This is a genomic window from Serratia sp. CY31944 (assembly GCF_052169175.1).
GTDB lineage: Bacteria > Pseudomonadota > Gammaproteobacteria > Enterobacterales > Enterobacteriaceae > Serratia > Serratia sarumanii.
This window is the reverse complement of record NZ_JBJNLG010000012.1, coordinates 22,604-40,832: the sequence shown is the minus strand read 5'-3', so window position 1 is coordinate 40,832 and position 18,229 is coordinate 22,604. Positions and strand designations below refer to the sequence as shown.

Sequence of the window (18,229 nt, the reverse complement as noted above, 5' to 3'; positions counted from 1 at the left end):
GGCCGATAACCAGGCATCAGATCAGAATGAGATAAAGTAAAGGCTTACTAATCATTAAGACTGAACCGGTTATCAAATTGAACGGTTAATCTGGTGTTGGAGCGGCAATCAACTCCGCAGGCGGCTCACGCGGCCTGGGAAAAACATCTGCTATTTGGTGCTAAGCGCCGCGAGTTTTATGCGTTTTCTCTCTATGCGGCCGGGATGGGACGGCGCCGAAGCCCGTCATCAACCCGCAGCCAGAGTAGCCGCCGCGCCGTCGGCAGAGAAGCGGGTATTCATAAGAAACGCTTTTGCATATAATGCAAAAATGAATGACGCCCGCTATGTAGAACATCTGCCAATTTTTCTCGACGTCGCCCGCCTGGGCAGCTTTTCCGCCGCCGCGCGCCGGCTGGGCATGGTGCCCTCCTCGCTGGTGCGCCACATCGACGCTCTGGAAAGCGCGCTCGGCGCCGCGCTGTTCGTGCGCTCCACCCGTGGCCTGCTGCTGACCGACGCCGGCGAACTGCTGCTGACGCGCGCCGCCGCGCTGATGACGGACATCACCGGCCTTCGCGCCGAGCTGAGCGCGCTGAACGAAACGCCGCAGGGCACGCTGCGCATCAGCTGCCTGCCAACTTTCGGCAAAACCTATGTGCTGCCGCTGCTGCCGACGCTGGCGGAACGCTACCCGCAGCTGTCGGTCGACCTCGATCTGACCGAACGCCAGACCGATCCGACGCAGGAGCGGCTCGACGCCGCCCTCCGCATCGGCGAACAGAAGGACAGCGCGCTGTATGCCAGCCGCATCGCCACCCAACGCTGGGTGATGTGCGCCAGCCCCGCCTACGTCGCCCGCTATGGCCTGCCGGCCGATCTGGAAGCGCTGCCGCAGCATCGGCTGATCGCCCGCTACCACAAGCAGCAGCCGGCCTGCTGGGCGCAGATCCTCGACGCGGCGCTGATGAACCGCTGCACCATGGCGCTGCGCTGCGACGACTTCACCGCGCAGCGCCAGGCCGCGCTGCTCGGGCTCGGCATCGCCTTTCTGCCCAACTGGGTGGTGGGGCCTGACGTGCAGCACGGGCAACTGGTGCAGATGCTGGAAGATCCGCGCCATGAGCAGCAAGGCATCTATCTGCTGCGCCCGATGGCGAAGGTGTCCGCCCGGCTGGCGGCCTTCACCGCCCTGCTGCAGCAAACCCTCGGTCAGCCGCCCAACTGGGGGTAAAGCGGCGTTACCCGGCCGCGCAGCGCCGGGTTGTCACTCTCGTCTTTCAGTTCGACGCCGGTCAGCCGGCGCTGGAACGCCTGCTCCAGCAGCCAGGCCAATTTGAACGCCGCCTGCGGGTAATCCAGCCCCTCGGGGCGCACGTTGGAGATGCAATTGCGCTCGGCGTCCGTTCTGCGCGCGTTCGGCCCCCAGGTCATATAGACACCCAGGCTGTCCGGCGACGACAGCCCCGGCCGTTCGCCGATCAGCACCGCCACCGCCCGGGCCTGCAGGCATTCGCCGATCTCATCCCCCAGCGCCACCCGCGCCTGATGCGCCAGCACCACCGGCGCAACGGTCAGCCCCAGCGTATCGAGATAGGGCCGCAGCGCCTGCAGCAGCGGCAGCGCCTGGCGGTGCACCGCCAGCGTGGGCCAACCGGCATCGTGCAGATCCGCCGCCAGCCGCTCGCTGTCGAAAGGCTGATGCACCGCGTCGCGCGCCTGGGCATGAGCCAGGCCGAAGCGCAGCAGTTCGTCGGTCGGCAGGCTGGCACCGGTGCGCCCCAGCGCGATGCGCGCATCGGTAAAGGCGCGCAGCGCGTCCCAGCTGTTGGCGTGAACCGGTTTGCTCATGTGCGTTCTCCCTGCAGCGCCAGCAACAGCGGATGATTGGCGGCGGCATCGCGCAGCCGCCCGCGTTCGTCGGTGATGTTCATCGCCGCCAGCCAGGCGGCGAACTCTGGCGCGTGCTTCAGCCCCAGCAGCTCGCGGATATAGAGCGCGTCATGGAACGACGTGCTTTGGTAGTTGAGCATGATGTCGTCCGCGCCCGGCACGCCGATCAGGAACGTTAACCCGGCGGCGGCCAACAGCGTCAGCAGCGTGTCCATGTCGTCCTGATCGGCTTCGGCATGGTTGGTGTAGCAGACGTCGCAGCCCAGCGGCAGCCCGAGCAGCTTGCCGCAGAAGTGGTCCTCCAGCCCGGCGCGGATAATTTGCTTGCCGTCATACAGGTATTCGGGGCCGATAAACCCTACCACGGTGTTGATCAGCAGCGGCGAGAAATGGCGCGCCACCGCATAGGCGCGCGCCTCGCAGGTTTGCTGATCGACGCCGTGATGGGCGTTGGCCGACAGGCAGCTGCCCTGCCCGGTTTCGAAATACATCACGTTGTCGCCCAGCGTGCCGCGCCTGAGGCTCAGCGCCGCCTGCTGCGCCTCCGCCAGCAGCGCCAAACTGATGCCGAAGCCGCGGTTGGCCGCTTCGGTACCGGCGATCGACTGAAACACCAGATCCACCGGCGCGCCGCGCTCTATCAGCCGCAGCGTGTTGGTCACGTGGGTCAGCACGCAGGATTGGGTGGGAATGGCAAAGCGCTGGATCACGTCGTCCAGCATGTAGTTGAGCTTTTCCAGCAGCGGCAGGCTGTCGCTGGCCGGATTGATGCCGACCACCGCGTCGCCGCTGCCGTACAACAGGCCGTCCAGCATGCTGGCGGCGATGCCCTGCAGGCTGTCGGTCGGGTGATTGGGCTGCAGCCGCACGCTGAGGTGGCCCGGCAGGCCAATCGTATTGCGAAAGCGCGTCACCACCCGGCACTTCTTGGCCACCAAAATCAGATCCTGATTGCGCATGATCTTGCTCACCGCCGCCGCCATCTCCGGCGTGATGCCGGCCGCCACCTGCGCCAGCATGGCGCTGTCCGCCTGCTCGCTCAACAGCCAGTCGCGAAAATCGCCGACCGTGAGGTGCGAGATGGGCTCGAAGGCGGCGGCATCGTGGCCGTCGATAATCAGGCGCGTCACCTCGTCCTGTTCGTACGGCACCAGCGCCTGCTGCAGGAATGCCTTGAGCGGCAAGTCCGCCAGCGCGATGCGCGCCGCCATGCGCTCTTCGGCGCTGTGCGCCGCCACCTCCGCCAGATAATCGCCGGAACGCGCCGGCGAAGCCTTCGCCATCAGCTGACGCAGATCGCCGAAGCGATAGCCGCGTTGGCCCACCGTTGCCTGATACATAGCCCCCTCCCTTGCCCCGAGTGACGAGATAAAAGCCCTGCACCAAGTGTAGTCAGTGAGAGAAGAAAATTAATTTGCCTGCGATCGCCGTCATCGCGCTTCCTGCCATTTCACCCGCCGCCGCTTCGGGTTACAGTAGCCGCGAAAACAGGAGGGGTGATGGATCCGCAACGGCAAATTATCGACTGGCTGCAACAAGATGACGCGCGCATGGCCGCCCTGCGCACCGTGCGCCGGCTCGGCCTGAATGACTGGTGCCTCGGCGCCGGCTTCGTACGCAATCTGGTTTGGGATCGGCGCCACGGCTATGTGGAGCCCACGCCGCTCAACGATATCGACGTGATCCACTTCGATGCGGAGCGTGCGGACGCCGAGCGCGATCGCATGCTGGAGGCGCGGCTGCAGCAATGGCTGCCGCAGCCGTGGTCGGTCAAGAATCAGGCGCGCATGCATCTGCGCGGCGGCCGGGCGCCTTACCGCAACAGCGAAGAGGCCATCAGCTTCTGGACCGAAGTGGAAACGGCGATCGGCGCGCGCCTGAACGCCGACGACAGCCTCACGCTGGTGGCTCCCTTCGGGCTCGCGGCGCTGTTCGGCGACACCATCACCTTCAACGTGAAAAACGGCGATCGCGCTGCCTATGCCCAGCGCGTGCTCGACAAAGGCTGGCTGCAGCGCTGGCCGCGCCTGCGGCAGGTAAAGATTTAGCCGCCGCTGCCGATACCCTGAACAGCGATATACCGACTCAGGGAGAGCATCCATGTCGACCAGCATCACCATGATCGTACCGATCAAAAATACCGTTCCCGGCGTCAGCAACGTCTTCAGCGCGCCGGGCCATCAGGGCGAATTGCTGATGGCCAAACCGGTCAACAACCAGCCGGAAGGCGGCAAGGCGAAGAAAAGCGAAGGTGCCAACGGCAATGACGAACCGGCAAATCTCAACGAAAGCCGCGCCTCGGCGCGCATCAAGGCGCTGAACCGGCAGATTCAGGCCCTGCAGCAAAAGCTGGTGGAGCTGAAGGACTCCAGCGCCGATCCCAAAGAGATCGAGAAGCAAAAGCAGCTGATTGAAGCGCAGATCAAGATGTTGCAGGCCGAGATCGCGCGCATCCAGAAAGAAGAAATGGAAAAGCAGCAGCAGGAGCAAATGAAGAAAGCCGCGGCGCAAGCCGGCGACGGCGTAAACCGCCCGACGCCGCTCAACGCGGTGGACGTCTATATCTGAATCAATATTCCGCGTTTTCCTGCCGGCGCTGGTGCAGCAGCGCCGCCTGCTGACGCGCGACCTGCCAGATGGCCTCCGCCGCCGGCGTCAGCGAGCGGTTCTTGCGCCGCACCAGCATCAGCGCGCGATTGATCTCCGGCACCAGCCGCCGCACCCGGAGCCGCCCCCCTTCCGGCAACGGCAGCGCCAACGCCGGGAAAATGCTGATGCCAATCCCTTCCGCCACCATCGGGAACAGCGTGGCCGGATGGCCGATTTCCTGCACCACCTGCGCCTCGACGCCCTGCTGCCTCAGCGCGCTGTCGATCAACGGCCGGCTACCCGATGCGTAATCCTGCAACACCAGGCGGCAGCCGTTTAACGCCGACCAACGCACCTCTTGCTGCGCAGCAAACGGGTGGTCGTCGCGGCACAGCAGCAGGAACGGTTCATGCAGCACCGCTTCGCACTCCAGATCCACCGCCTGCACCGGATCGACCACGATGCCGAAATCCACCTCGGCGTTGCGCACGCTGTGCAGCACCTGCTGCTGCGCCTGATCGCGCAGCATGATGCGGATCTCCGGGTATTCACGCTCGCCGGCGGCGATGCACTGCGGCATCAGGTGGGCGGAAATGGTCTGGCTGGTCGCCACCCGCACCGTGCCGCTGCGCTGTACGCCAAAGCTGCGCGCATCCAGCAACGCGGCCTGCAGTTCGTCCAGCAGCCGTTCGACCCGGTTGGCCAGCCGCAGGCCGGCGTCGGTCAACACCACTTCACGCGTGGTGCGATCCAGCAGGCGCACGCCGACCTCCGCCTCCAGCTCTTTCACGCTGTGGCTGACCGCCGATTGCGTCAGGCCGATCGCCTCGCCGGCGCGGCTGAAGCTGCCGTGGCGGGCGACAGCGACGAACACCCGCAGCTGTTTGAGTGAGTAATTCATGTGTTTTATTCATAGATGAATTAAATAAATCAATTTAATTATTATATGCCCACGCGGGAGAATAGCCCCAACGATTTTCTACCCGAGCGCATCGCCATGAGATTCCTGCCCGATCGTTTTACCCTGACGCTGATCGCCACCGTGCTGCTGGCTTCTTTCCTGCCGGCGCGCGGCGAGTTCGTCGGCTGGCTCAACGCCCTGACCATCGCCGCCATCGCCCTGCTGTTCTTCATGCACGGCGCCAAGCTGTCGCGCGAGGCCATCCTGGCCGGCAGCAATAACTGGCGGCTGCATCTGTGGGTGATGTTCAGCACCTTCATCATTTTTCCGGCGCTGGGGATGCTGTTCGCCTGGTGGGCGCCGATCGACGTCAGCCCCGAGCTGTACGCCGGTTTCATCTACCTGTGCATCCTGCCCGCCACCGTGCAGTCGGCCATCGCCTTCACCTCGCTGGCGGGCGGCAACGTGGCGGCGGCGGTGTGCAGCGCCTCCGCCTCCAGCCTGCTGGGGATCTTCGTGTCGCCGCTGTTGGTCGGCCTGCTGATGAACGTGCACGGCGATACCGGCAGCCTGCGGCAGGTGGGCTCGATCGTGCTGCAGCTGCTGGTGCCGTTCGTCGCCGGCCACCTGCTGCGGCCGCTGATCGGCGGCTGGATCGAGCGTCATCGCCCGCTGATCGGCAAAACCGACCAGACCTCGATTCTGCTGGTGGTGTACGCCGCCTTCAGCGAGGCGGTGACGCACGGCATCTGGCATCAGGTGGGGATCGGTTCGCTGGCGTTTATCGTCGGCGGCAGCATCGTGCTGCTGACGATCGTGCTGGTGGTGAACACCTACATGGCGCGCTGGCTGGGGTTCAGCAAGGCGGACGAGATCACCATCGTGTTCTGCGGCTCGAAGAAGAGCCTGGCGAACGGCATTCCGATGGCCAATATCCTGTTCCCGGCGGCGACGGTGGGGATCATGGTGCTGCCGCTGATGGTGTTCCATCAGGTGCAGCTGATGACCTGTGCGGTGCTGGCGAAAAGGTATCAGCGCAAGCAGCGGGCGCAACAGGCGGTACCCAACGCCAACGCGCAGGCGTCGCGCGGGTAAAAAAAGACGGGCCGGGGCCCGTCAGTTCAACTTTTCTTCAGCGGCTTGACCAGGTGGTCAAGCCCTTCGATTTTAATCGCCAGCGTCATCTCCATCAGCATGCCGAGCTTGCCTTTGGGGAATTCGCCCTTGCGGGCGAACCACAGCAGGTACTCTTCGGGCAGGTCGATCAGTACCCGCCCCTGGTACTTGCCGAACGGCATCACGGTATTGGCGATCTCCAGCAGGTTTTCCTTTTCCATCAGTCACTCAGCAGGCGGATCATTTCCGCTTCGTCGATCACGGCGATACCCAGCTCCTGCGCCTTCGCCAGCTTGGAGCCGGCCGCTTCGCCGGCGATCACCAAATCGGTTTTCTTCGACACGCTGCCGCTGACCTTGGCGCCCAGCGCCGTCAGGCGATCTTTGGCCTCGTCGCGCGACAGCTGGCTCAGCGAGCCGGTCAGCACCACGGTTTTGCCGGCGAACGGGCTGTCTATCTCTTCGGCGACCACCACCACCGGTGCCGGCCAGTGAATGCCGATCTCGGCGCCCACCAGCTCGTTGATCACCTGCTGATTGAGCGCTTCATCAAGGAAATTGCGGGTGTGTTTGGCCACCACTTCGCCGACGTCCGGCACCTCTTTCAGCGCCTCGATATCGGCGGCGAACAGCTTCTCGAGCGATCCGAAATGCGCCGCCAGATTGGCGGCGGTCGCTTCGCCGACCTCGCGAATGCCCAGCGCATACAGGAAACGGGCGAAGGTGGTCTGCTTGGATTTCTCCAGCGCATTGACCAGATTCTGCGCCGATTTCGGCCCCATGCGATCCAGGCCGGTCAGAATGCCGGCGGACAAGCGGAACAGATCGGCCGGGTTCTTCACGTACTCTTTGTCCACCAGCTGCTCGATGATCTTGTCGCCCATGCCTTCAACGTCCAGCGCGCGGCGGGAAACGAAGTGCTTCAACGCCTCTTTGCGCTGCGCGCCGCAGATAAGACCACCGGTGCAGCGCGCTACCGCCTCGCCTTCCACGCGCTCAACGTCTGAGCCGCACACCGGGCAGTGCAGCGGGAACACCACTTCGCGCGCATCCTGTGGCCGCCGGTCTTCCAGCACCCCCACCACCTGCGGAATCACGTCGCCGGCGCGGCGCACGATCACCGTATCGCCGATGCGCAGCCCCAAACGCTCAATTTCATCGGCGTTGTGCAAGGTGGCGTTGCTGACGGTCACCCCGGCCACCAGCACCGGCTCAAGGCGCGCCACCGGCGTAATCGCGCCGGTGCGGCCAACCTGAAACTCCACTTCGCGCACTACGGTGATCTGCTCCTGCGCCGGGAATTTGAACGCCGTCGCCCAGCGCGGCGCACGCGCCACGAAGCCCAGCGTTTCCTGCAGATCGATATCGTCAATCTTGATCACCACGCCGTCGATGTCGAAACCGAGCTGCGCGCGGTCCTGCTCGACCTGGCGATAAAACGCCAGCACTTCCTCGCTGCCGGTGCGGCGCTGGGCGCGATCGCTGACCGGCAGGCCCCAGGCCTTGAACTGCATCAGGCGCTCAAAGTGGCTGCGCGGCAGTTCGCCGCCTTCCAGCAGGCCGACGCCGTAGCAGAAGAAGGTCAGCGGGCGTTTGGCGGTAATGCGCGGATCGAGCTGGCGCAGCGAGCCGGCGGCGGCGTTGCGCGGGTTGGCGAACACCTTGCCGTCTTTGCGCCGGGCTTCTTCGTTCATCTGTTCAAAACCGGCCTGCGGCATGAACACTTCCCCGCGCACTTCCAGCCGGCGCGGGATGTTGTCGCCGGTCAGGCGCAGCGGAATGGCGCGAATGGTGCGCACGTTGGAGGTGATGTTTTCGCCGGTGGTGCCGTCGCCGCGCGTCGCCGCGCGCACCAGCTCACCGTCTTCGTACAGCAGGCTGACCGCCAGGCCGTCCAGCTTCAGCTCGCAGCAGAAGGTCAGCGGATCGCTGCTTTTGAGCCTGTCCTGCACGCGCTTGTAAAACGCTAGGAAGCTTTCTTCGTCGAACACGTTGTCCAGCGACAGCATCGGCACTTCGTGGCGCACCTGGTCAAACGCCGCCAGCGGTGCAGCTCCCACGCGCTGGGTCGGTGAATCGGCGGTGACCAACTCAGGATGCGCGCTCTCCAGTTCCCGCAGTTCGCGCATCAGGCGGTCATATTCCGCATCCGGCACTTCCGGCGCATCCAGCACATGATACTGGTATTCATGATGGCGCAGTGTGGCTCGTAGTTGATTGATTTGTTGGATTATCGATTCCATGGCTCACCATCAAAGATAAAAAACCCCCGGCTAGCGGGGGCTTTGTTGTTACGGATGTTCTGTGCGCGCGGCAACCCGGTCAGGCGTTGTTTTCCAACACTTCACGGATGCGCGCTTTGTAGGTTTCCAGCTTCTGCGGCGTCATCATGCGGCGCTCGTCGTCCAGCACCACGCCGCCCACGTCGTCGGCGATGCGCTGTGCCGACTGCAGCATCAGCTTGAAGTTCTGATTGGCGTCGCCGTAAGACGGCACCATCATGAACATCGACACGCCCGGCGTGGAGAAGTCGGACATCATGTCAGGATCGAACGATCCCGGCTTGACCATGTTCGCCAGGCTGAACAGCACCGGGCCGCTGCCGGCCGGGCTGATATGGCGGTGGAAGATGCCCATTTCGCCAAACTGGAAGCCGGCCTGCAACACGCTCTGCAGCAGCACTTCGCCGCCGATCACGCCGCCCTGGTGGGCCGCGACGTGCAGCACCAGCACGGTCTCTTTCAGCTTGGCCTGAATTGGCGCAGCCGCCGGCTGCGGTGCAGGTTCCGGCGCAGGCTTCACTTCCGGCGCTGGCTGCACAGGGGCCGGCTCGGCGTGGAATGCCGGTTCCGCCACCTGCGGCGCCTCATGTTCATGCGGCAGATCGTCGACGCGCGGCTCACGGCGCGCGGCCGGTTGCGGTTGCTGCGGTTCGGCCGGTTCTTCGTCCGGCGCGTAGTTGTTCAGCAGGATGTCATCATACTCCGGCCGCTGAGACAACGGAGGCGGCGTCTGATGGGCAGCCGGCTGAACGGCGCGGGGCGCTGGCGCAGCCGCCGGAGCGGGCTTCGGCGCGGCCACGGGTTCTTCGCGTGCGGCATCGAAATGGCCGAATGACGGCTCGTCTTGCGGGTGAGCGGCGCGTACGCGCACCTCACCGACGCCTTCTTCGAGATCGTCGATCGGAGTTTGTTCACGTTCCTTTTGGGAACGTTTGGCTGGGCGATCGCGGAAGAGCGCTGACCGTTCTTTGCGACTGGTCCACAGACCGTGCAATAACAGCGCTATTATGGCGATCGCGCCAACAACGATTAATATCAGACGCAAATCCTGCATCATTGCTATCTCTGTTGTTCCAATACATTGCCACCGCGGCAAACATTCACTCTTTAACTCTATTTGCCCGCGCACACAAGTGCAAGTCCGTGCTGAACTTTATGCCAATAAAGATGATTATACTGCCTTTTTCTGCTGGTTTTTCAGCCAACCCTACCCTAGCCAGTGGAAAATCATCCCTATATGATAATGATGCCTGTTCAGACAACGAGATAACTTAAGATATGTCCTATACGCAGCCCCCTTCCCGTTCGACCAGCGGCATTCACTATTTCGCCGAGGGTTGGCGCCTGATTTCGCGCCCGGGGATTAAACGCTATGTGGTCCTGCCGTTGCTGGTCAACGTGCTGCTGATGGGTTCCGCTTTCTGGTGGCTGTTCAGCCAACTCGGCGACTGGATCCCGGCGATGATGAGCCACGTTCCCGACTGGCTGCAATGGTTGAGCTACCTGCTGTGGCCGCTGGCGGTCATTTCGGTGCTGTTGGTGTTCAGCTATCTGTTCAGCACCATCACCAACCTGATCGCCGCGCCGTTCTGCGGCCTGCTGGCCGAGCAGCTCGAAGGCAGCCTGACCGGCAAACCGCTGCCGGACACCGGCCTGCTCGGCATCGCCAAAGATTTGCCGCGCATCATGGCGCGCGAATGGCGCAAGTTGATGTATTACCTGCCGCGCGCGCTGCTGCTGCTGGCGCTGTACTTCGTGCCCGGCATCGGCCAGACGGTGGCGCCGGTGCTGTGGTTCCTGTTCAGCGCCTGGATGCTGGCGATCCAGTATTGCGACTACCCGTTCGACAACCACAAGGTGAGCTTTGCCGACATGCGCCGCGCCTTGCGCCAGCACAAACCCGCTAACCTGCAGTTCGGCGCGCTGGTCAGCCTGTTCACCATGATCCCGATCCTCAACCTTGTGATCCTGCCGGTCGCCGTCTGCGGCGCCACCGCCATGTGGGTCGATCGCTACCGCTCACAGTTCGTCCGATAACCGCCGCTTTTTACCGCCGATAGCGCGGGAATTTTCGACAGGGGGCGCATTTCGCTCCCTTATCATTGTGCTTAAAACTTATTTCCTAATAACATATAGATATACCAATTCTTTACTTCCCTGCCGGTACTGTTAGCGTATGCTTTCGATGTTCCCCACATTTTCATAGAGTTAAAGGACGGGCTATGAGCAAGATATATGAAGACAACTCATTAACAATCGGCCATACGCCGCTGGTTCGTCTGAACCGTATCGGCAACGGACGCATTCTGGCCAAGGTTGAATCACGCAACCCGAGCTTCAGCGTCAAATGCCGCATCGGTGCCAATATGATTTGGGATGCGGAACAACGCGGCGTGCTGACCGCCGGCAAAGAGCTGGTGGAGCCGACCAGCGGCAACACCGGCATCGCGCTGGCCTTCGTTGCCGCCGCGCGCGGTTACAAGCTGACGCTGACCATGCCGGAAACCATGAGCATCGAGCGCCGCAAGCTGCTCAAGGCGCTCGGCGCCAATCTGGTGCTGACCGAAGGGGCGAAAGGCATGAAAGGCGCTATCGCCAAAGCCGAAGAGATCGTCGCCACCGATCCGAACCGTTACCTGATCCTGCAGCAGTTCAGCAACCCGGCCAACCCGGCGATCCATGAAAAAACCACCGGCCCGGAAATCTGGGAAGACACCGACGGCGACGTCGACGTATTCATCTCCGGCGTCGGCACCGGCGGCACGCTGACCGGCGTCAGCCGCTACATCAAGAACACCAAAGGCAAGGCCATCACCACCGTGGCGGTCGAGCCGACCGACTCGCCGGTCATCAGCCAGGCGCTGGCCGGTGAAGAGCTGAAACCGGGCCCGCACAAGATCCAGGGCATCGGCGCCGGCTTCATTCCGGGCAACCTCGATCTGGACCTGGTGGATCGCGTCGAGAAAGTCTCCAACGACGAGGCCATCAGCATGGCGCGCCGCCTGATGGACGAAGAAGGCATCCTGGCGGGCATTTCCTCCGGCGCAGCGGTCGCGGCGGCGGTGAAACTGGCCGAAGAACCGGCGTTCGCCGACAAGACCATCGTGGTGATCCTGCCCTCTTCCGGCGAACGTTACCTGAGCACCGCGCTGTTTGCCGATCTGTTCACCGAGCAGGAATTGCAGCAGTAATTCCGCCACTGCACAAATCGCTAAAAAAGCACCCTGCGGGGTGCTTTTTTGTGGACTGGATCAAACTTTATAGCAGTCCAAGATTGCTTTTGCCCGCCGGCTTTAGTATTTAACGGTGCATTATTTCGATGCGCAAAATTAATCCCCCCTGAGCCCAGTCAAGGCTGAATCGATTTACTCATCTGTCGCCGACGCGGCGAATCGGGCATAATGGGGAGCGGATTGGAACGACGTCTAAAGCCGAGTTTTTTGATCTGAAGTGCCTAACGCGTCGTTTTCTGTTGCATCAACGTTCGCCCCTGTCCATAGTCAGGCGCTATAACCAGACAAGCTAAAGTCAGGCCCCTGGGCTAAACTTTAGCTCCACAACATTAATCCAATAAGTTGGGGAAACATCAATGTTCCAGCAAGAAGTTACTATTACCGCTCCGAATGGTCTGCATACTCGCCCTGCCGCTCAGTTCGTTAAAGAAGCCAAAGGCTTCGCGTCTGACATCACCGTGACCTCCAACGGCAAAAGCGCCAGCGCTAAAAGCCTGTTCAAACTGCAAACTCTGGGGCTGACTCAAGGGACCGTAGTGACAATCTCCGCTGAAGGTGAAGACGAGCAGAAAGCCGTTGAGCACTTGGTAAAACTGATGGCAGAGCTTGAGTAATCGGCCCGTCTTTTTAGTTAACACCAGTCAAGAGTAAGGTAGGGTTATGATTTCAGGCATTTTAGTATCACCGGGCATCGCTTTTGGTAAGGCTCTCTTGCTGAAAGAAGACGACATCGTCATCAACCGGAAGAAAATCTCTGCTGATCAAGTAGAGCAGGAAGTCTCGCGTTTTCTGGCCGGCCGCGCGAAAGCGTCCGAACAGCTGGAAGCGATCAAGACCAAAGCTGGCGAAACCTTCGGCGAAGAGAAGGAAGCTATCTTCGAAGGCCACATCATGTTGCTGGAAGACGAAGAGCTTGAGCAGGAAATCATAGCCCTAATCAAAGACGATCTGGCCTCCGCAGACGCCGCCGCCTACACCGTGATCGAAGGTCAGGCGAAAGCGCTGGAAGAGCTGGACGACGAGTATCTGAAAGAACGCGCCGCCGACGTGCGCGACATCGGCAAGCGCCTGCTGCAGAACATTCTGGGCATGCCGATCGTCGATCTGGGCTCCATTCAGGACGAAGTGATCCTGGTGGCCACCGATCTGACCCCGTCCGAGACCGCGCAGCTGAACCTGGACAAAGTGCTGGGCTTCATTACCGATCTCGGCGGCCGGACTTCCCACACCTCTATCATGGCGCGCTCCCTGGAGCTGCCGGCGATCGTCGGCACCAGCGACGTGACCAAGCAGGTGAAGAACGACGACTACCTGATTCTGGATGCGGTTAACAACCAGATTTACGTTAACCCGACCGCTGACGTTATCGATCAGCTGAAAGCCGCCCAGAACCAATACATCACCGAGAAAAACGATCTGGCCAAGCTGAAGGACCTGCCGGCGATTACGCTGGACGGCCATCAGGTTGAAGTCTGCGCCAACATCGGCACCGTGCGCGACGTCGCGGGTGCAGAGCGCAACGGCGCGGAAGGCGTCGGCCTGTATCGTACCGAATTCCTGTTCATGGACCGCGACTCGCTGCCGACCGAAGACGAGCAGTTCCAGGCTTATAAAGCCGTGGCGGAAGCCATGGGCTCGCAGGCCGTGATCGTCCGCACCATGGACATCGGCGGCGACAAAGACCTGCCGTACATGAATCTGCCGAAGGAAGAGAACCCGTTCCTCGGCTGGCGCGCCATCCGCATCGCGATGGACCGCCGTGAAATCCTGCACGCCCAGCTGCGCGCCATCCTGCGCGCCTCGGCGTTCGGCAAACTGCGCATCATGTTCCCGATGATCATCTCCGTGGAGGAAGTGCGCGATCTGAAAGGCGAAATCGAGACGCTGAAGGCGCAGCTGCGCGAAGAAGGCAAGGCGTTTGACGAGAGCATCGAAGTGGGCGTGATGGTGGAAACACCGGCTGCGGCGGTCATCGCTCACCACCTGGCGAAAGAAGTCGACTTCTTTAGTATTGGGACAAACGATCTAACCCAGTATACTCTGGCGGTAGATCGCGGCAACGAGCTGATTTCTCATCTCTATAACCCGATGTCCCCATCAGTGCTAGGCCTGATCAAACAGGTTATTGATGCATCTCACGCGGAAGGCAAGTGGACCGGCATGTGCGGCGAACTGGCTGGCGATGAGCGTGCTACACTGTTGTTATTGGGCATGGGGCTGGATGAGTTCAGCATGAGTGCGATTTCAATCCCGCGCATCAAGAAAATTATTCGTAACACGAATTTCGAAGATGTGAAGGCGTTGGCAGCGCAGGCCTTGGCACAGCCAACGGCACAAGACCTGATGAATTGCGTCAATAAATTCATCGAAGAAAAAACGCTCTGCTAAACTTCCACGACACTGGAACGCCGCCCAATTTAATGCTTAGGAGAAGATCATGGGTTTGTTCGATAAACTGAAATCTCTGGTTTCTGATGACAAGAAAGACACGGGCACTATCGAGATCGTCGCTCCCCTTTCTGGCGAAATCGTCAATATCGAAGATGTGCCGGACGTAGTGTTCGCTGAAAAAATCGTTGGCGACGGTATCGCCATCAAACCGGCCGGCAACAAAATGGTTGCTCCGGTTGACGGCACCATCGGCAAGATTTTCGAAACCAACCATGCATTCTCTATCGAATCCGACAGCGGCATTGAGCTGTTCGTCCACTTCGGCATCGATACCGTAGAACTGAAAGGCGAAGGCTTCAAACGCATCGCCGAAGAAGGCCAGCGCGTCAAGAAAGGTGACGTCGTTATCGAGTTCAACCTGCCACTGCTGGAAGAGAAAGCCAAGTCTACCCTGACGCCGGTCGTTATCTCCAACATGGACGAGATCAAAGAGCTGATCAAACTGTCCGGCAGCGTGACCGTTGGCGAAACCCCGATTATCCGCATCAAGAAGTAAGCGCGGATGAGCAAGAAAAACGGCGCCCTCGGCGCCGTTTTTTTATCCCCTTCGTCGTATCCCAATCTCGCTACGTTATGACGACCAGCGCGGGATGCGCAGGGTAATGACAAGCCCCTCTTTGTCGCCGTTGCGCGCCTCAACCTGGCCGCCGTGCGCCAGCACCACCTTGCGGGTAATCGCCAGCCCCAGGCCGTAGCCCTTACCCGACAGCGCCGACTTCACGCGCACGAACGGATCGAAGATGCTCGACAGCTTCGCCTCCTCGACCCCCGGCCCCTGATCGCTGACGGCGATCTGGAACTGGTTATCGACGCGCGTCAGCGCTACCGTTACCCGCTGGCCGTGGCTGGAAAAGCGCAGCGCATTGCGCACGATGTTGTCCACCGCACGCCGCATCAGCTCCGCATTGCCCTTGACGGTGTACTCCACGTCCGATTCGGCCTGCAGTACGATATCCACGCCGGGCACCTGCGCCTCGTAGCGTGCATCGCTCACCACCGCGTCCACTAACCCATAGAGATCGAAATACTCTTCGTCCGGCAGGCTACTGTTTTCGGTACGCGACAACGCCAGCAGCTCGCCGATCATTTTGTCCAGCCGCCCCGACTCGTGTTCGATGCGCTTGAGCGAGGTTTCGACATTGCCGGCATTCTGCCGCGCCAGGCCGATCGCCAGCTGCAGGCGCGCCAGCGGCGAACGCAGCTCATGCGAAACGTCGTGCAACAGCTGCTCGCGGGCGCTGACCAGCAGCTCCAGCCGCTCGGCCATGGTGTCGAAATCGCGCGCCACGTCGGACAGCTCGTCATGGCGGCGCCGCATCTTCGGGAACAGCCGCACCGAGAGATCGCCCTGCGCCACCCGATCCAGGCCGCCGCGCAGCTGACGCATCGGCCGGGTCAGGTTCCAGGCCAGCACGGCGCTGAACAGCAAACCGCCCAGCCCGCCGACCCACAGCATCGGCGCAGGAATGTTGAAGAAGTGGGAACGCCGCTCCGGCCGATACTCTTCCCGCAGCCCGCGCACGTTATAACTCAGCCAGTATCCCTGCCCTTCCCCGGTCTGCACCCAGGCAGAGATCTCTTTCGGCATCCGCCGCCCTTCAAACGCCGGTTCTTCCGGCGCGGGCGGCGGCGGTTGGGTCATCGGCGTCACCGACAGCAAACGCCTGTCGTCCTCGGGCCAGTCGCGCATCAGGGCTTCCAGCGCCGGCATGCCACCGCTGCGCAACTGGGTGGCGGCCGAGGCCAGCTGCAGGCCGATCACCCGCCGCGCCATGGCGTTCTCCGGCGGCACATAGCGATCGCCATAGAGAGAAAACGCCACCCACAGCGCCTGCGTCATGATGAGGAAAGTCAGCCAAAAGCCGAGCAAAATTTTCCAGAACAGTCTTCCGCGCATGTCAGATTACCGAATGCGATAGCCGATGCTGCGCACCGTCTCGATAATGAGCTTACTGCCGGCCAACGCGCTCAGCTTCTGGCGGATATTGCTGATGTGCACGTCCACGCTGCGGTCATAGGCCTCGCGCGGGCGCCCCAGCCCCTTCTCGGACAGTTCGTCCTTCGACACCACGCGATCCGGCGCGCGCAGCAACAGCTCCAGCAGATTGAATTCCGAAGCGGTCAAATCAAACGCCTTGCCGCGCCATTCGCTGCTGCGGGTTGAAGGGTTCAGCGTCAGCTCGCCGAAGCTGATGGCGGCCTCGTCGTCCGCCTCTTGCGGCCGCTCTTCGAACCGGCGCAGCACCGCGCGCAGACGCGCCACCAGTTCGCGCGGGTAGCACGGCTTGGGCATGTAATCGTCGGCGCCCATCTCCAGGCCAATCACCCGATCGATGTTGTCGCCTTTGGCGGTCAGCATGATGATCGGCAGCCGGCTCTTTTTACGCACGTCGCGCAGCACGTCGATGCCGCTCATGTCCGGCAGCATGATATCGAGGATCATCGCGGTATAGTCGCCCGACAGCGCGCCCTCTACTCCCGCCTTGCCGGTCAGCACCAGCGTGGCGTCGAAGCCTTCGCCCGTCAGGTATTCGCTCAGCATGGTGCCAAGCTCCAGGTCATCGTCGACCAGTAAAATTTTCATGCCTTGCTCCTTCACCGATTTTCGTTATTTTCCCGCCAATTCCGCCGGCCCGCAGCCGGTTTTACTCAATCCTTACACATCGCCGTTCGCGTCTCGCCACCGTTAGTGTGGCTGCTGTCGCGCGATTTCTCTACTTCTGTCAGGGCATTGGCATGCAGGCAGGCGCCAGCCGCCATGCTGGCGGGGCGGATATGCCGTCGGTCAAAAGGGAAGTGAGAGGGGGTTTCCCGGCGGAACGCGCCGCCGGGACGGAGCGCTCAGTCGAACACGCCGGTGGAGAGGTAACGGTCACCGCGATCGCAGACGATCGCCACCACGACGCTGCCGGGGTGGGCCGCCGCGACGCGCAGGGCGCCGGCCACCGCGCCGCCGGAGCTGACGCCGCAGAAGATGCCTTCACGCTGCGCCAGCTGGCGCATGGTCTGCTCGGCATCGCGCTGCTCGATATCCAGCACCTGATCCACCAGCTCCGGGCGGAAAATGCCCGGCAGGTAAGCGGGCGCCCAACGGCGAATGCCGGGGATGCTGCTGCCTTCCGCCGGCTGCAGGCCGATGATCTGCACCTGCGGATTCTGGCTCTTCAGGTAACCGCCTACGCCGGTAATGGTGCCGGTGGTGCCCATGCTGGAAACAAAGTGGGTGATGCGCCCTTCGGTCTGGCGCCAGATCTCCGGGCCGGTGGTGGTGAAGTGGGCGTAGGGGTTGTCGAGGTTGTTGAACTGGTCCAGCACCTTGCCCTGCCCCTGGCGCTGCATCTCCAGCGCCAGATCGCGCGCCCCTTCCATTCCCTGCTCACGGCTGACCAGGATCAGCTCGGCGCCGTAGGCGCGCATCGCCGCCTGCCGCTCCAGGCTCATGTTCTCCGGCATCAGCAGCTTCAGCGTATAGCCTTTGAGCGCGGCGATCATCGCCAGCGCGATGCCGGTGTTGCCGCTGGTGGCCTCGATCAGCACGTCGCCGGGTTTGATCTCGCCGCGCAGCTCCGCCTGCTGGATCATCGCCAACGCAGCGCGATCCTTCACCGAGCCCGCCGGGTTATTGCCTTCCAGTTTGACCCATACCTCGCTGCCCGCCTGGGCGGCCAGCCGTTGCAGTTGTACCAGCGGGGTATTCCCGATGCATTGTTCGAGCGTTGTCACGATCTTTGCCTGTGTGTTGGTGTGCGTAAAGTAAAAAGGCAACCCGGGGGTTGCCTTGAATAA

The 18,229-nt window shown here is 62.0% G+C and carries 18 protein-coding genes; 9 read left to right on the top strand and 9 right to left on the bottom strand.

All coding sequences use genetic code 11. The features are described 5' to 3' along the window. Window positions 1-310: 310 nt before the first annotated feature. Complete coding sequence (locus ACJ8IN_RS13765; RefSeq protein WP_033635445.1) at window positions 311-1,213, top strand: LysR family transcriptional regulator; 903 nt, start codon at window positions 311-313, stop codon at window positions 1,211-1,213. Here ACJ8IN_RS13765 and ACJ8IN_RS13760 read toward each other — a convergent pair. After that, window positions 1,192-1,830, bottom strand: coding sequence for an ethanolamine ammonia-lyase subunit EutC (locus ACJ8IN_RS13760; RefSeq protein ID WP_060424416.1), 639 nt, complete (start codon window positions 1,828-1,830; stop codon window positions 1,192-1,194). The genes ACJ8IN_RS13765 and ACJ8IN_RS13760 overlap by 22 nt on opposite strands. Continuing rightward, window positions 1,827-3,212, bottom strand: coding sequence for an ethanolamine ammonia-lyase subunit EutB (locus ACJ8IN_RS13755; RefSeq protein ID WP_049195494.1), 1,386 nt, complete (start codon window positions 3,210-3,212; stop codon window positions 1,827-1,829). Before ACJ8IN_RS13755 ends, ACJ8IN_RS13760 begins: the two co-directional genes overlap by 4 nt. A gap of 159 nt (window positions 3,213-3,371) precedes the next feature. On the opposite strand from ACJ8IN_RS13755, the gene ACJ8IN_RS13750 reads away from it, so the two are divergent. Together ACJ8IN_RS13750 and ACJ8IN_RS13745 are read left to right on the top strand one after the other, a co-directional pair. After that, window positions 3,372-3,920, top strand: coding sequence for a nucleotidyltransferase family protein (locus tag ACJ8IN_RS13750; RefSeq protein WP_033649834.1), 549 nt, complete (start codon window positions 3,372-3,374; stop codon window positions 3,918-3,920). Between the two features lie 52 nt (window positions 3,921-3,972). After that, a complete protein-coding gene (locus ACJ8IN_RS13745; protein WP_060424418.1) occupies window positions 3,973-4,440 on the top strand; it encodes a FlxA-like family protein in 468 nt (155 codons plus the stop codon). Window position 4,441: 1 nt separating this feature from the next. On the opposite strand, the gene ACJ8IN_RS13740 is transcribed toward ACJ8IN_RS13745, so the two are convergent. Continuing rightward, a complete protein-coding gene (locus ACJ8IN_RS13740; RefSeq protein WP_033654986.1) occupies window positions 4,442-5,362 on the bottom strand; it encodes a LysR family transcriptional regulator in 921 nt (306 codons plus the stop codon). A 96-nt stretch (window positions 5,363-5,458) separates the two neighbouring features. Here ACJ8IN_RS13740 and ACJ8IN_RS13735 point away from each other — a divergent pair, with 96 nt between their 5' ends. Beyond that, window positions 5,459-6,457: a bile acid:sodium symporter family protein gene (locus tag ACJ8IN_RS13735; protein ID WP_048321860.1), complete on the top strand. Its 999-nt coding sequence runs from the start codon at window positions 5,459-5,461 to the stop codon at window positions 6,455-6,457. 26 nt (window positions 6,458-6,483) lie between these two features. Here the strand turns inward: ACJ8IN_RS13735 and ACJ8IN_RS13730 are convergent, their stop codons facing one another. From ACJ8IN_RS13730 to zipA, 3 genes are all read right to left on the bottom strand, one after another. Further along, entirely contained in the window at window positions 6,484-6,699 is a 216-nt protein-coding gene (locus ACJ8IN_RS13730; RefSeq protein WP_004936441.1) for a DUF3820 family protein, read from the bottom strand. Further along, entirely contained in the window at window positions 6,699-8,720 is a 2,022-nt protein-coding gene (gene ligA, locus ACJ8IN_RS13725) for an NAD-dependent DNA ligase LigA (RefSeq protein ID WP_197847020.1), read from the bottom strand. Before ligA ends, ACJ8IN_RS13730 begins: the two co-directional genes overlap by 1 nt. A gap of 79 nt (window positions 8,721-8,799) precedes the next feature. Next, a complete protein-coding gene (gene zipA, locus ACJ8IN_RS13720; protein ID WP_041036178.1) occupies window positions 8,800-9,816 on the bottom strand; it encodes a cell division protein ZipA in 1,017 nt (338 codons plus the stop codon). Window positions 9,817-10,037: 221 nt separating this feature from the next. On the opposite strand from zipA, the gene cysZ reads away from it, so the two are divergent. From cysZ to crr, 5 genes are all read left to right on the top strand, one after another. Continuing rightward, on the top strand, window positions 10,038-10,796 hold the full coding sequence (cysZ, locus tag ACJ8IN_RS13715) for a sulfate transporter CysZ (RefSeq protein WP_033635453.1): 759 nt from the start codon (window positions 10,038-10,040) through the stop codon (window positions 10,794-10,796). Between the two features lie 185 nt (window positions 10,797-10,981). Beyond that, a complete protein-coding gene (cysK, locus tag ACJ8IN_RS13710) occupies window positions 10,982-11,950 on the top strand; it encodes a cysteine synthase A (RefSeq protein WP_033635454.1) in 969 nt (322 codons plus the stop codon). A 398-nt stretch (window positions 11,951-12,348) separates the two neighbouring features. Next, window positions 12,349-12,606 (top strand): phosphocarrier protein Hpr, encoded by a 258-nt coding sequence (gene ptsH, locus ACJ8IN_RS13705; RefSeq protein WP_033635455.1) that lies wholly within the window; start codon window positions 12,349-12,351, stop codon window positions 12,604-12,606. 46 nt (window positions 12,607-12,652) lie between these two features. Then, window positions 12,653-14,380 (top strand): phosphoenolpyruvate-protein phosphotransferase PtsI, encoded by a 1,728-nt coding sequence (gene ptsI, locus ACJ8IN_RS13700; protein ID WP_004936461.1) that lies wholly within the window; start codon window positions 12,653-12,655, stop codon window positions 14,378-14,380. 49 nt (window positions 14,381-14,429) lie between these two features. Next, a complete protein-coding gene (crr, locus tag ACJ8IN_RS13695; protein WP_004936467.1) occupies window positions 14,430-14,939 on the top strand; it encodes a PTS glucose transporter subunit IIA in 510 nt (169 codons plus the stop codon). A gap of 75 nt (window positions 14,940-15,014) precedes the next feature. Here the strand turns inward: crr and ACJ8IN_RS13690 are convergent, their stop codons facing one another. The 3 genes from ACJ8IN_RS13690 to cysM all read right to left on the bottom strand — a co-directional run bounded on the left by ACJ8IN_RS13690 (window position 15,015) and on the right by cysM (window position 18,166). Continuing rightward, window positions 15,015-16,340, bottom strand: coding sequence for an ATP-binding protein (locus tag ACJ8IN_RS13690; RefSeq protein WP_047571068.1), 1,326 nt, complete (start codon window positions 16,338-16,340; stop codon window positions 15,015-15,017). Window positions 16,341-16,346: 6 nt separating this feature from the next. Continuing rightward, entirely contained in the window at window positions 16,347-17,027 is a 681-nt protein-coding gene (locus ACJ8IN_RS13685; protein ID WP_033635459.1) for a response regulator transcription factor, read from the bottom strand. 257 nt (window positions 17,028-17,284) lie between these two features. Next, complete coding sequence (cysM, locus tag ACJ8IN_RS13680; RefSeq protein WP_033638551.1) at window positions 17,285-18,166, bottom strand: cysteine synthase CysM; 882 nt, start codon at window positions 18,164-18,166, stop codon at window positions 17,285-17,287. Window positions 18,167-18,229 lie beyond the last annotated feature (63 nt).

Coding starts and splice junctions, on each gene's coding strand:
- ACJ8IN_RS13765 (WP_033635445.1), top strand. CDS start 311: ATGAATGACGCCCGCTATGTAGAACATCTGCCAATTTTTCTCGACGTC.
- ACJ8IN_RS13760 (WP_060424416.1), bottom strand. CDS start 1,830: ATGAGCAAACCGGTTCACGCCAACAGCTGGGACGCGCTGCGCGCCTTT.
- ACJ8IN_RS13755 (WP_049195494.1), bottom strand. CDS start 3,212: ATGTATCAGGCAACGGTGGGCCAACGCGGCTATCGCTTCGGCGATCTG.
- ACJ8IN_RS13750 (WP_033649834.1), top strand. CDS start 3,372: ATGGATCCGCAACGGCAAATTATCGACTGGCTGCAACAAGATGACGCG.
- ACJ8IN_RS13745 (WP_060424418.1), top strand. CDS start 3,973: ATGTCGACCAGCATCACCATGATCGTACCGATCAAAAATACCGTTCCC.
- ACJ8IN_RS13740 (WP_033654986.1), bottom strand. CDS start 5,362: ATGAATTACTCACTCAAACAGCTGCGGGTGTTCGTCGCTGTCGCCCGC.
- ACJ8IN_RS13735 (WP_048321860.1), top strand. CDS start 5,459: ATGAGATTCCTGCCCGATCGTTTTACCCTGACGCTGATCGCCACCGTG.
- ACJ8IN_RS13730 (WP_004936441.1), bottom strand. CDS start 6,699: ATGGAAAAGGAAAACCTGCTGGAGATCGCCAATACCGTGATGCCGTTC.
- ligA (WP_197847020.1), bottom strand. CDS start 8,720: ATGGAATCGATAATCCAACAAATCAATCAACTACGAGCCACACTGCGC.
- zipA (WP_041036178.1), bottom strand. CDS start 9,816: ATGATGCAGGATTTGCGTCTGATATTAATCGTTGTTGGCGCGATCGCC.
- cysZ (WP_033635453.1), top strand. CDS start 10,038: ATGTCCTATACGCAGCCCCCTTCCCGTTCGACCAGCGGCATTCACTAT.
- cysK (WP_033635454.1), top strand. CDS start 10,982: ATGAGCAAGATATATGAAGACAACTCATTAACAATCGGCCATACGCCG.
- ptsH (WP_033635455.1), top strand. CDS start 12,349: ATGTTCCAGCAAGAAGTTACTATTACCGCTCCGAATGGTCTGCATACT.
- ptsI (WP_004936461.1), top strand. CDS start 12,653: ATGATTTCAGGCATTTTAGTATCACCGGGCATCGCTTTTGGTAAGGCT.
- crr (WP_004936467.1), top strand. CDS start 14,430: ATGGGTTTGTTCGATAAACTGAAATCTCTGGTTTCTGATGACAAGAAA.
- ACJ8IN_RS13690 (WP_047571068.1), bottom strand. CDS start 16,340: ATGCGCGGAAGACTGTTCTGGAAAATTTTGCTCGGCTTTTGGCTGACT.
- ACJ8IN_RS13685 (WP_033635459.1), bottom strand. CDS start 17,027: ATGAAAATTTTACTGGTCGACGATGACCTGGAGCTTGGCACCATGCTG.